This window comes from bacterium, assembly GCA_026416715.1.
GTDB lineage: Bacteria > UBP4 > UBA4092 > JAOAEQ01 > JAOAEQ01 > JAOAEQ01.
The window spans coordinates 56252-68869 of record JAOAEQ010000017.1; the positions used below are offsets into that span (position 1 = coordinate 56252).

General features: G+C 42.4%; 11 protein-coding genes. 2 read left to right on the forward strand and 9 right to left on the reverse strand.

Going from position 1 to position 12618, the window contains the following annotated elements; genetic code table 11:
- Positions 1 to 50 precede the first annotated feature (50 nt).
- From N3A72_08330 to N3A72_08355, 6 genes are all read right to left on the reverse strand, one after another.
- Entirely contained in the window at positions 51 to 1418 is a 1368-nt protein-coding gene (locus N3A72_08330) for a SpoIID/LytB domain-containing protein (GenBank protein ID MCX7919594.1), read from the reverse strand.
- 73 nt (positions 1419 to 1491) lie between these two features.
- Complete coding sequence (locus N3A72_08335; protein MCX7919595.1) at positions 1492 to 2478, reverse strand: hypothetical protein; 987 nt, start codon at positions 2476 to 2478, stop codon at positions 1492 to 1494.
- 87 nt (positions 2479 to 2565) lie between these two features.
- On the reverse strand, positions 2566 to 3639 hold the full coding sequence (locus N3A72_08340) for a PilT/PilU family type 4a pilus ATPase (protein MCX7919596.1): 1074 nt from the start codon (positions 3637 to 3639) through the stop codon (positions 2566 to 2568).
- Between the two features lie 30 nt (positions 3640 to 3669).
- Positions 3670 to 4728 carry a type IV pilus twitching motility protein PilT gene (locus tag N3A72_08345; protein ID MCX7919597.1) on the reverse strand — a complete coding sequence of 353 codons (1059 nt, stop codon included), beginning with the start codon at positions 4726 to 4728 and terminating at the stop codon, positions 3670 to 3672.
- A 33-nt stretch (positions 4729 to 4761) separates the two neighbouring features.
- A complete protein-coding gene (locus tag N3A72_08350; protein ID MCX7919598.1) occupies positions 4762 to 5571 on the reverse strand; it encodes a hypothetical protein in 810 nt (269 codons plus the stop codon).
- A 63-nt stretch (positions 5572 to 5634) separates the two neighbouring features.
- Positions 5635 to 6360 carry a C4-type zinc ribbon domain-containing protein gene (locus N3A72_08355; protein MCX7919599.1) on the reverse strand — a complete coding sequence of 242 codons (726 nt, stop codon included), beginning with the start codon at positions 6358 to 6360 and terminating at the stop codon, positions 5635 to 5637.
- Positions 6361 to 6509: 149 nt separating this feature from the next.
- On the opposite strand from N3A72_08355, the gene N3A72_08360 reads away from it, so the two are divergent.
- A complete protein-coding gene (locus N3A72_08360) occupies positions 6510 to 7415 on the forward strand; it encodes a PDZ domain-containing protein (protein MCX7919600.1) in 906 nt (301 codons plus the stop codon).
- A gap of 55 nt (positions 7416 to 7470) precedes the next feature.
- A complete protein-coding gene (locus tag N3A72_08365) occupies positions 7471 to 8598 on the forward strand; it encodes an ABC transporter substrate-binding protein (protein MCX7919601.1) in 1128 nt (375 codons plus the stop codon).
- 150 nt (positions 8599 to 8748) lie between these two features.
- Here the strand turns inward: N3A72_08365 and N3A72_08370 are convergent, their stop codons facing one another.
- From N3A72_08370 to N3A72_08380, 3 genes are all read right to left on the reverse strand, one after another.
- Entirely contained in the window at positions 8749 to 10965 is a 2217-nt protein-coding gene (locus N3A72_08370; GenBank protein MCX7919602.1) for a hypothetical protein, read from the reverse strand.
- Between the two features lie 53 nt (positions 10966 to 11018).
- Positions 11019 to 11978: a 6-phosphofructokinase gene (gene pfkA / locus N3A72_08375; GenBank protein ID MCX7919603.1), complete on the reverse strand. Its 960-nt coding sequence runs from the start codon at positions 11976 to 11978 to the stop codon at positions 11019 to 11021.
- A 386-nt stretch (positions 11979 to 12364) separates the two neighbouring features.
- Positions 12365 to 12618, reverse strand: a 254-nt coding sequence (locus tag N3A72_08380) for a hypothetical protein (protein ID MCX7919604.1), incomplete at its 5' end; no start/stop codon positions are given.

Here is a 12618-nt window from a genome sequence, read left to right on the forward strand (position 1 = left end):
GAATTGATTCGATCAATTCGGGTTTCTCGCCCTATATGGTATGATGTTTACTACCAGAGGAAAGAAATTTCTGTTCCGAGATAATAATGGAAGAGGATCGTTTTATAATCGAATCCTTTCGTTGCCATAACTGCGGCGCCGATTTGGCATAATCCGACTCCGTGACCCCAGCCTGCGCCAAGGAGAGTAAATTGTATCGGAATACCATTGTTCCCTTTTTCAACATCAACGACAAACGCTGAACTATAGAGATGGCTCGGAGATAACGCGCTGCGGATCTTGAGCTCTTTTCCAATACGAAGCGTTTTTTTGCTGCCTACTATATCTAGATAAATCAGCCGACCGGATATACCTCGTTTTATCGGAACTAAATCGAGTAATGTACCAATATCTTCTTGGGTTTTCTGCTGAATCAACTGCTCTAATTCTTCCCGTGGATAGACTACTTTCCAGCGGAATAAATCCGGTATCTCGCGGTCGTATTCATTTAATAACGATTCTAACACTTCCGGAGAAGCATTGCAATATGCCGGAGGACGGTGTGTAATCCATTCACGAACGGTTATTTCATCAGTTAAATCTGGAATTTGTTTTCTGTTCGAGCCGAATTGGATTTTTTTCCCATCAATTGTTTTTAACCAGTCCTGAAATTCATTTTCTGGCGCATCAATTATATACGATAAATATGGAAAAGGTGTATCTTGCCAGACATTTTCGAAGTTTTCGGATATCCCGCCGCAACTTTTTGAATATCGGGTATCGCAGATTGTATTCTGATAGGTTAAGACTTGCCCACGAGTATCGTTTACCGCTTGCACGGCGGTTGCGGTCATCCGTTTGAGCCCTTGATATCGCTGGCAATGGTCATCAGCGCAAACATCGAAATCAATATGCGGAGGATTATCCATCTGCGCTAATAACCAACTTCGCGCAATTACCGTATGCGCTTGTAGTAACGCTATCGGACTAGTTCCGCTCATTTCAGAAGAGATAACACTCTGGAGATACGATTCTATTGGTAATTCGTTGATAACCGAAATGGTATCATCCTTATTTCGTCGGAACTCAATAACGCCTGGAAATGTTTGGTCTTCTTTTCGCTGCCAGTGGAATTGGATTCCAATGGTTACATCATGCACGATAATTTTTGCGCTCTGCGGTTCAATCGGTTCAACTCGGATATATTTTGCAGGATATCGATGGAGTTCGCCGGTATGGATATTTTGCACCTGCAGTTCCGACCCAAACAACGCGATATGCCATTTATCTCGACCACTTGGCGTTAACCGAACTGTAACCCCTTTTTCGGGAACCAGTTCAACGGGCGATGAAATGGTAAAATATGCTTCTGGTGCACGTTCGATTATTCCAACCCGAACGATAGGTTCACGGGTATATTTCTTGATTCCTTTTACCATACAATGCTCAAATGTTCATTTCTGATTCAACCTAACCTACAGTTGAAGGTTGATCATCCTTTTTAGGGTTAAATTAACTGATAACTTTTGTCCAGCTCTGTTCGATATTCGATAAAATTTCTGGCGTAACGTTGATACCGCAATCTTTCATCGCTAGCAGAATTGCGCCGATAACCGGTTCATATTTCGGAAGAACCACTTCTGCATGGGGAGCGACTTTTGCTAGTCTTGGTTTGAGTTTTTCAACATACACCGGCTGATGGCTAAAGGTGCCGCCGCTCAGCACAATTTTAAATGTATCGTTTTTCATTTTCAATCCTTTAACCGTCGCTTTCACCATTTGCGCTACCCCTCGACAAGCTAAATCAATTATTTTCTCAGCAACTTTATCTCCTTCATTATACGCTTCAAAAACGAGCGGCGCTAGCTCCGCTACCACCGGTTTCGATAACCCGCCATTCTCAGATAACGACCATTTCACGAGATTATCCTGATGTTTCAAATTTAATGCGGTTAGTATTTTTTTGGTTAATTTCGTTTTCGGTCCGCGTTTATCATACGCGCGCATAACCGCTTTCAACGCTTCCTGACCGAACTGATATGCCGCACCTTCATCAGCAAGAATATGTCCCCAACCGCCAGTCCGTTTTGTCTCTCCAGCTTTATTGATTCCAAAAACGACCGACCCGGTACCGGAAATAACAATTATCCCCGGTTCAGATAGGGTTCCGGCAGCTAATCCAATTAAGAAATCCGGCACGATTTGCAATCGGGTCATTAACCCGCCGAAACGTAACGCTTGGGTTATCGTTTCCCTATCTTCTTGTCGTCCGGCTCCGGCAAGGCCTAAACAAACTGATTCAACCCTGTTTTTATCAATATTCTGCGACGCGGCGAGTTCGTCTAAAATTGAAAGTAAGTTTTCACGGGCTTTATCAATCCCGACCTGCAGATAATTACTGGAATCTCGTTTCGTCGCTTTTAATAGATTCCCTTGGATATCAGCGATAATCCCTAAAGTTTTGGTACCGCCTCCATCTACTCCAATAACATATGGCATAATACAATCCTTTCTTATGGCATTAGAATTTTGGATTTTAAAGTTATAGTTTTTTTCTCGCTATTTCGTCCGCCCTTTCAGACGTAGTTAGCCTGATGTCATCCCGCGAATCCGAAGTTTTAAGTCGTTCGGACTATCCGCAGCAAGTAATGCATCATCGAGCGTGATAATTTTATTTTTATATAATTCAAATATTGCCTGATCGAAAGTTTGCATTCCGTCTTTTGTTCCCGCAGCAATGGTCGCTTTAAGCTGCAAAATTTCTCCTTTACGTAAGATATCTGCAATTCGCGGTGTATTCAGCATAATCTCAATTGCCACTACTCGCCCTGACCCATCACCTTTAGGTATAAGCCGTTGGGAAAGTATCGCTTTTAAATTATAGGATAACTGGGTGTATACGCGACCATGCTCGTGCGGTGGGAAAAATTGTAAAATCCGTTCCATCGTCTGATTTGCATTGGTTGAATGGAGTGTGCTCAGAACTAAATGACCGGTTTCAGCATAATTAATCGCAGCAGTTACCGTTTCAACGTTCCGCATTTCACCAATGAGAATAACATCCGGACTCTGCCGCAGAACAGATAATAATGCTTTTTCAAACGACACGGTATCCGTTCCGACCTCTCGTTGGGAAACTAGACTCTTTTTATTAGTATGTAAGAATTCGATGGGATCTTCCAGCGTAATAATATGCCCGGTTTTCTCCTGGTTCCGATACTCAATCATTGCCGCAAGCGTCGTTGATTTGCCGGAACCTGCCGCACCGGTTACTAAAATCAATCCACGCGGTTCTAATGCTAATTGCTTTAATATTGGCGGTAACCCCAGTTCATCTATCGTGGGAATAACGGTTCGGACTTGACGAAATACCAACGCTACAGTACCCCGCTGCTTATAGATATTTCCGCGAAACCGAGCGATTCCAGGCAGAGAATACGCTAGATTGATTTCCGGATCGATGGAAAACGTTCGTTTCTGCTCAGCGGTCATAATCGAGTCCGCTATTCCCTGCGTATCTTGAGGCATCAACTCCGGCATATCTAACGGCTGATTTATCCCCTGGATCCGAATTACCGGCGGACTCCCGACAATCAGATATAAATCTGATGCTTGTCGTTCCGCAGTGATTTTTAATAATTCTTCAATATTAAACGCCATATCGTATGTTTCAGATTTCGCTGTCCGCCTCTATTTCATTGGAGCATATTGCGCAAACGCTTCTTTATTAATCGCGCGTTCATACGCATCTACCCCTTTAATTTTCCCTTGCATTACCAACGTTTTCAGATGCTGGTCAAGACTTTGCATCCCGAATTTAGCGCTGGTCTGAATGATTGACGGTAATTGATGCGTTTTTCCTTCGCGAATTAATGCTCGTACCGCTGGCGTACCCACCATAATCTCTAGCGCACAAACCCGACCCATACCATCCACGGTCGGGATTAAGGTCTGACAAACCACCCCAGCTAACGATTCACTCAATTGCGCGCGAATTTGCGCTTGTTGATGCGTCGGAAAAATATCAATGATCCGGTCAATCGTTTGCGGAGCAGAGTTGGTATGTAACGTAGCAAAAACTAAATGACCGGTTTCCGCTGCAGAAATCGCCATTGCGGTTGTTTCTAAATCCCGCATTTCACCAACTAAAATAACATCCGGGTCCTCTCGTAACGCAGCGCGTAACGCATTCGCAAACGATTTGGTATGGGAACCTACTTCGCGCTGGTTAACCATACATCGTTTATTATGATGGACAAACTCTATCGGGTCTTCGATAGTAATAATATGGTCTTCTCGTTCTTCATTCACCGCATCAATTAACGCAGCTAACGTCGTTGATTTCCCGGAACCAGTCGGCCCGGTAACTAAAACGAGACCGCGATGGAGATGCGTGAACTGTAATAATGTTTCCGGTAATCCGAGTTCAGCAATTGTTTTAATTTTGGTTGGAATGATACGAAATACAACCCCTTCTCCACGCCGCTGATAAAACGTATTTACTCGGAATCGAGCAATATTCTCCAGTTCTATCGAGAAATCCATTTCTAGATTCGCTTCGAATTTCGCTTTCTGGTCATCGGTTAAAATATCATATAACAGGATATGCAGGTCTTCTTTCGATAATGGTTTTTCATCAATCAGCTGGAGTTTTCCATGAACGCGCATCATCGGCGGGACGCCAGCAGAAAGATGAAGGTCAGACCCCGATTCTTCTTTCAACTTAGTTAACATTGTAGCAATATCCATAGCTATACTCAATCCTAATTTCGCTGGGTAACACTACACCATGGCAATTCCAGAAATTGTTGAACTTTCTAATTGATTATATATGGTTAAACATCGATTCCGTAATTCAGTAAAGATTGATTCGTCAATGAGTTGATGTTTTTTCGCAAGCAACAATAGCGGGATATATTTTCGAATCTGATTTTGTGCGGCTTGGTCATCGTTTTGCGCCGTATACGTTAGTAGGGTTACTACGGCGGCGCGCATTTCATCGCCTAACGTCCGCTGAAGTTCTGCTGGAAAACCATTCGTTATCTTCAGAATCTGGTCAGCTAAATCTAACGCCGCTTGAAATACTTCGCGCTGTTCGAAATCAAACTGGTGGATAGGTTGTTTTTTCGCCCGATGCCGACCTCCGTTTTTCTTAAATACTACTTCAATAACATTACGAATTGCACTGCTTAATCCAATTGCTGGTTTAATTTTACAACCGGTTTGCACGACAAAGACCGTTATGGCTTCCTGGTCAGTCGGGTCAACCATAACCATCGTTAATTCATCATTCACTTTCAATAAGGGAACCGCTTGATATTTCTCTAAAACCTCTACGGGGATTAACGAGATTACCGCCGGATCTACCATATCCGGCGAAAGCTGAACATACGGTAGCTGCAGTTGTTCGCTTAGCACATAGTTTACCGCATCTTCGCTTACGATCTGCCGGTCGATGAGAATTGCCCCAAGCCGTTTTTTCGTTGTTTTCTGTTCTTCTAATGCAGCCGCAAGTTGCTCTCTAGAAATCAGGTTATATCGAAGTAGTAAATCACCTAATCGCGGTGGAGTTGATGTGTTAGTTCCTGCCATACGATAAAATAGTTTGTTGTTTCATTGAGGGGTATATGCTCGGTTCTCGTTCAAGGTAATGACCTATTTTTGTACCACATTATCCTCTTCATTCCAATAGAGAATCCGCGCACAGTTCTCGCATTTAATAATTCGCTCATTCTTTTTCACCTCATTCACCACTTGCGGCGGAAGACGAAGAAAACATCCTTGACAAACATCACCTTTAATTGAAACGAGCGCTAAGCCATTATATCGCTTACTAATTCGTTGATAGACGTTTAATAGACTCGGTTCGATATTGTTCGCTAACGTTGCCCGTTCTGTTTCATAGCGTGCTATTTGCTCTTTTAATTCTGCCTCCTCGCGGTGGATTTTCTTTTCTTCTTCAGCGAACCTCTGTTTTCCTTCTTCAACTTTTTTCTTTTCTTCATCCCAGACACGTTTGATATTATCAATTTTATCCATCAATTCAAGAATTTTATCTTCTGTTTTTGAAATTTTTTCTTTCGCTAGAGCAATTTCATGTTTCAGCGCATTATATTGTTCATTCGTTTTAACTGCATAAAGCTGGACACTGAATTTTTTAACGTTCTCTTCGTCTTCTTTAAGGTTCATTTCGCAGGTATGCCGGTCTTTGGAAAGCTGCTCAAACGTTTGGCGAGCTGCGTCACATTTCGCAATTAACGTATTCAGCGCTTGTTTTTGTTCATTCAATTTTTTCGGTAATTCATCCAATTTCGTTCGAAGCGATATGATTTGGGTATCAATTTTTTGTAATTCGATAAGTTGGTTTAGACTTGTATTCAAAACGAATATTCCTCCAGTACGTTCAATACGGTTATCATAACTATATTTTATAGCATTGAATGCGAATTATGTCAAAATGAATTTGCGTATTTCCTTTACTATACTGATAAGACAATGCTACAATAATTTTATACGAGCATTGAAAAACTATGCTGGATTATTGTAGATATATATTATATATCAGTTTACTATCATTTAGCATATCGCTAGCTATCGCTGAAGAAATCGGATTCGGCGGGTTAGGAATTCAAATATCGCAAGACGGTAACCGATTTACTATCCTTGGGGTACTTCCCAATACTCCTGCGGAGAAAGCAGAGTTACCTACCGGGGCGAGTATCGTTGCGATTAATGGGGAACCTACTGCCGGAAAAACACTCGAAGAAATTGTCGCTCAACTGCGGGGAGAAGTCGGTACCTCAGTTAGGTTAACCATCACTATTCCGCGAACCGACCCAGCTTCGGCGGAAACTCGCGAAATCGAACTCCGCCGTGAATTCATTAAGGTACCGCCAGGATTATTCGCTCCGGATACAACACCTCGTGCTCCATCTCCTTCAGCATCAGGTATCCCGATACGCGGGTCGGTAACCTTCTATATTATTACTATACCAAAATCTGGCGAAATTAAAATCGGAACGACAACGTTAATTCGATTAATGCTTGAAAATCCGAAAGGCGTTTATGCAGATAAAATCGCTATGTACCTTAAATATGACCCGCACATTTTTCATGGATATACTCCGCTATTCGATATTAACACAGTATTACTTGCTGGATGGACTCAAGAGACAGTCGCGCAAGATACGACTTCCGGTAGCATCTATTTTGCGTTTCGAACACCTACGGCACAACTTATAAAATCCGGTTGTCTTGCGGAAATTCGGTTAATCCCGCACCAAGCGACGTTCGACACCCAAATCCAGTATCTGTTTAACGAATGGGAACGAGAACCTAATACCGTATTCATCTATCGTGGAAAAGATTTGTTGGGTAGTGAACTCGACCATAACGATGGCACAATGGGAGTTAGATTAAGAATCAATAAAGATTAAATATAGAGAAATCCAAATGTCCCATCGTAAATGTCAAATACAGCATACATCAAAAATGCAAATCATAATCCCGCTACGATTTTGGCGTTTGCCCGTTCCATCGTTCCGGTTAAAGCTTTTAGAACTTTCATTCGGAATTTGGATTTTGGTGTTTGGCCTTTGTTTTCTAACCGGCTGTGGTTCTTCCAAAAAAGGAATAGGAAATGAACTAGAGAGAGTCACGTTACGGTTGAATGGAGAACTCGGAGTCCAATATGCTGGATATTATACCGCACTAACGAAAGGATTTTATCTTCAGGAAGGGTTAGAGGTTAAAATCAATCCGAGCGATTGGGAAGATGCTCCGGAAGAGTATATCTTATCAGGAAATGAAACGTTTGGCGTAACCTGGCTTCCTAATCTCTTGGTATCTAGGGATAAAGGGAAACCATTGGTTCATATCGCCCAAATTTTTCAACGGAGCGGGTTGCGGATTATTGCTAAAAAATCCAGCGGGATTCAAGAACCAACTGATTTGATCCATAAACGGCTCGGACTCTGGTCGAAAAACCGCGAATATGGAATTATGACCTTTTTAACCCTAGCGGGACTCGATGCAAATATTGTTAAACTTCTCCCGCAGAAGAAAACGATAAAACCGTTCCTTGAGAATCAGGTTGATGCTATTCCAGTTATGGTCTATGACGGTTACATAACCCTACTTGAAAAAGGCATTGATACAACTGCTCTGACTATTTTTGATGCTGCAACCCCACTTGAAGTTTCTGGACAAACGTTACCGTGGGGATTATTAGAAGACGGAATTTTTGTTACGGAAAAGACGTTACACGAACAACCGGAACTCTGTGAACGCTTCTTGCGTGCAACTCTAAAAGGATGGCAATACGCGCTCGATAATCCAGGTGAAGCGGTAGAGATTGTCTTAAGTTATGATACTCAGAATATCTTGAAACGGGAACATGAACTTGCAGGATTGCGCGAAATCATCAAACTTATCCGGCCGGAATTGACTACGATGTCGTTAGGTGAACCGACTGCAGTTAAAAAATCGTATCCGCTCGGATATCTTAATCTCAACGAATTTAACCGCTGTGTTGAACTTCTCCGCAAACAAGGATATCTTACCCAAGATGCTAGTTCTACCGCTTATACACACGCTATTTGGGAAAAAAGCCGCAAATAGTAAAATATTACGTTCATTAAATCAATAATTCCGTACTTCTTATATAATTTTATGTAAAAACCATTATATCTACAGGCGGGGTGTCCACGAACGAGATATTATCTCGTTCGTAGCTGCTCCGGAATCAGTCAACCGTCCGACCGGTTTTAGCTATCCTAAATCAGGCGATTTCGGTCGAGTTATCTTGCGGCGGGTAAAATAAAACGTCAATCCTATTCCGATGAAACTGGTTATGGTAAGAATCCAGCCAAGGGTTTCCGCCCAAGTGTTTCGGTAGGTCAATTCAACCTGATAATTTTCTCCTTTCGGCAGGGTTAATCGCATTAACCCTATTTCATCAGCAAGTATAGTAATTTGGAATTTGGAATTTGACGTTTGATATTTGGATAACGTTGCTTGCCAGCAGGGATAGTATGCAACTTTAACTAAAACCGGAACGTCCGTTTCTGCAGATTGAACGGATAAGGTTATCCGGTCTCCTGAAAAAGATGTAACTTGAATATCTGCGCGCGTAGTATCGTATTCAATCCAGCTCGAAGTATAAGAAGGTATATCATAGATATTAAATTCATCGATTTCTCGAACCAATCGGAAGGTTGAACTACGGTTGAAAAACGCAATAACCTTATCTTCATTGCGGTTAGTAACAATTGTCGTGATATTCATTTTTCGGCAGAACGCGAATAACCGCGATTCTTCCATCAGCTCCCAAGGAACGCCCAGCAGCGAGCGATTATCCAGCGAATCCGCTTCTTGCCGGATAACGATTGGCGCTTTCTTGCCGAAAAAGAGATAACTCGCTACAGTATAAAATGGCGTATTCAATCCGCCGATAATCTGCCGGCCAGTATATATTGGAGTTAAACTCATACTATGCGTCTGGAATTGCGGGGGTAATGTTTTATATTTCAACGAACTTGCGGTGAAGAGAATTCTTCCTGCATCAATTGCAGAGGTATAATAATTCTGACTTCTGCCTTCTGGGTTCTTGCCTTTATCTTCTGTCAGGTGTTTCCAAAGTTCATCCAGTTGATATTCTTTAACCACCGTCGGTAGGAATCCAATTCGGTTATATCCTTGCGAGAAATCGTAAAATGTCCAGAGTATCGTTCCTGAAAACCAAAAAATACCGAGGAGAATAATCAGGAGAAATAACGTGATTAGAAATGGATACACAATTCTCATTCCAAATTGAGCAGGCAGCAGTTTAACTGTAAAATTTGCAATGCTAATTCTGCATTTTGCAATGAGTTCATAGATTCCAATCCCGCTAGTGAGGATAACCGCAAAATGGAATCCGTCTTTCAATCGAACAACATCGAGAAAATAGAAATGGAATATCGGGATTAGAATGAGCTGAACGAAAGTCAGAAATCCAAGCATTAAGAGCGGAGTAACGACCAACCCGGCTAGGATAGCTTTCTGACGAACCGGCTGATTCGGATTCAAGAGCGAAACCGCACTGACGAGATATAAGAGCAGGAAAAAGAGATTGGTTTTCCCATCCGCTAATGAGGAGAGTAACGCTAGTAATGCTGCGAATTGATTCCCGGTTTCCTGCCCTGACCAGATTTGAAGTGAAGAAACATAATTATGCCGGATAAATAGCGGCACCCACCAGAACGCACTTAACCCTAACCCTAGTAGAATCGCAAGTCCGAAAACGTTCAGTGATTTCCGCAATGAACATTGTTTCGTTCGTTTGAATCCATAGAGCATTGCGATTAATCCGAATATCGGCAAAAAGATATGGTATGGATGACACACCAACGCAAGAGCAAATAATCCTGCTAACCCAGCGATATTGCGTTTTCTCGGTTTCGCAACCAGATTCTTGATACCGAACCAGAGAATTAACGGATAGAATCCGAGCGCAATCCGTGAATTCGTTAATCCGACCAGAACACCATAAAATACGCCGCTGGCGTTCCCGAGCTCGAGCAGGATGAGGAGATACAATGCGGTGAAGAATCCGGCGATATACCCGAATCCAGATTTTCGAAGGAAATAATAACTCGTTATTACTGGGAAAAATAAGGCGAATAACAGAATGAAATTGTATATCTGCCCGATGGGAACAAGGGTTAAACAGAGATAATAGAACAAGATACCCAAAAAAATCGACCCCGGCGGATAAAATTGCAGTTCCGGAATCCCAGCGAACCAATATGGATTCCAATCAACCAGCCGATGATGAACCGGAACGGATTGAGTTACCGCATAATACAGCGAAAAATAATGGAAACTATTATCATCATAAATAAACGGCTGGGAATTAAACAGAAATCCGAAGGTATATAGGCCTAAGATTACTAAAAGGAAAATAGGGAAAAAACAGAACCAAAAATGCTTACGCTTCTTTTGCATGGTGACTCTATCTTGCGCCCTTGACTAAACTTTGCGAACCTTATGGTTAGTGGTTAAGTCGCTAAGATTTGTCCGAGATTATAGAGTTCTAGCTGGATTGGTTTCGTCTGCTGCCAAGAGTATGGTAGTGGATATACCGAGAACCGATTCGATTCTATTCCAACCATTTTATCCGTTTCACCGGATTCGATGAGTTCAACGGCTCGCGCACCGAGCCGACTCGCAAGTATCCGGTCGAACGCGACCGGTATTCCGCCTCGTTGCAGATGACCGATAACACAATATCGAGTGTCATATCCGACTTTATCTTTAATCTGCTGGGCAAGTTCAGCGGCATCCCCTGCGCCTTCAGCAACGACGATAATACTACTGGATTTCCCGCGCCGTTTCCCCGCTTCGAGTTTCTCACATAACGAATCTACCGTATATGGAATTTCCGGAACTAAAATAAATTCTGCACCGCCAGCTAACCCGGTCTGCAGCGCAATGTATCCATGTTCGCGACCCATAACTTCAACGACAAATAACCGGTCATACGAGGTGGCGGTATCCCGGATTTTATCAATAGCTTCAAGCGCAGTGGTTACCGCAGTCCAAAATCCAATGGTATAATCCGTTCCAGCAAGGTCGTTATCTATCGTTGACGGAACATTGATAACTTGGACACCCCATCCAGCTAATTCATGCGCGCCATGTGATGTCCCATCGCCGCCGATAGTTATAATCGCATCAAGGTTATGTCTTTTTATCTGATTAACTGCCAGCTGTTGTCCATCTTTAGTTCGAAACGCTTGACTTCGTGCGCTTTTTAGAATCGTTCCGCCCCGGTTCAGAATCCCGCTTACTGATGATAAATTCATCGGCATAAACTCACCTTGAATCAACCCTTCAAACCCGCGCATAATCCCGATTATTTCGAATCCATGATATATCCCGGTTCGAACGATCGCGCGAATCGCCGCATTCATCCCCGGCGCATCACCACCACTGGTTAAAACACCTATCCGTTTCATAATACATTTTAACTAAAAAACTTAAGAACTAAGAAGCAGAAGAATATAATCTCAGTACCCTAGTTTGTTCTTTTGTTTTTTCTTCCTTTCGTTCTTTCGTTTTTTCTTTTTAGTCAACTAATTTCTCTAATTTTAATCATTTAACTAATTAGGTATTCAATATTGTACCTTAATTCGGCAGGTTAAACAAAAGAAGATACGTTATTTAGAATAGGAATTTGTGAATTTAGGAATTGAGAAATTGAGAAAAGAATATAAGCAAACTCACCAATGGTGAGTTTGCTTGTGCCTTCTAATAGAAGTAACCTCTTAATGAGACTACACAAATGTATGAATGTTAACCAAATTACGGAGTTCGTAATTTGCTTCGGTGTAGCTCCCTGTGGTTATTGTTTTAATTCAACGGCATCGAAATAAATCGCTTGGTAGGGATTCCCACTCGGATTGATGGCCACTAGCTGCACCGCATTGTATGGCGTCAACGGTCGGTATCCCACCTGCACCTGCCGCCATTGTCCCGGTACCCATTTCCCCGGCTGCAAAATCGCATTCCCACTCTCGATAATCTTCGTATATCCACTATCGTAACTATATAAGTACAAATATACCTTCTGCGTCTGACCCAGCACCGTCGCTGCAC

Excerpts from the sequence above, each read along its gene's own strand:
- N3A72_08340 (MCX7919596.1), bottom strand. The coding sequence starts at position 3,639 with ATGGCGTTTAATATTGAAGAATTATTAAAAATCACTGCGGAACGACAA.
- pfkA (MCX7919603.1), bottom strand. The coding sequence starts at position 11,978 with ATGAAACGGATAGGTGTTTTAACCAGTGGTGGTGATGCGCCGGGGATG.
- N3A72_08330 (MCX7919594.1), bottom strand. The coding sequence starts at position 1,418 with ATGGTAAAAGGAATCAAGAAATATACCCGTGAACCTATCGTTCGGGTT.
- N3A72_08350 (MCX7919598.1), bottom strand. The coding sequence starts at position 5,571 with ATGGCAGGAACTAACACATCAACTCCACCGCGATTAGGTGATTTACTA.
- N3A72_08335 (MCX7919595.1), bottom strand. The coding sequence starts at position 2,478 with ATGCCATATGTTATTGGAGTAGATGGAGGCGGTACCAAAACTTTAGGG.
- N3A72_08370 (MCX7919602.1), bottom strand. The coding sequence starts at position 10,965 with ATGCAAAAGAAGCGTAAGCATTTTTGGTTCTGTTTTTTCCCTATTTTC.
- N3A72_08360 (MCX7919600.1), top strand. The coding sequence starts at position 6,510 with ATGCTGGATTATTGTAGATATATATTATATATCAGTTTACTATCATTT.
- N3A72_08365 (MCX7919601.1), top strand. The coding sequence starts at position 7,471 with ATGCAAATCATAATCCCGCTACGATTTTGGCGTTTGCCCGTTCCATCG.
- N3A72_08345 (MCX7919597.1), bottom strand. The coding sequence starts at position 4,728 with ATGGATATTGCTACAATGTTAACTAAGTTGAAAGAAGAATCGGGGTCT.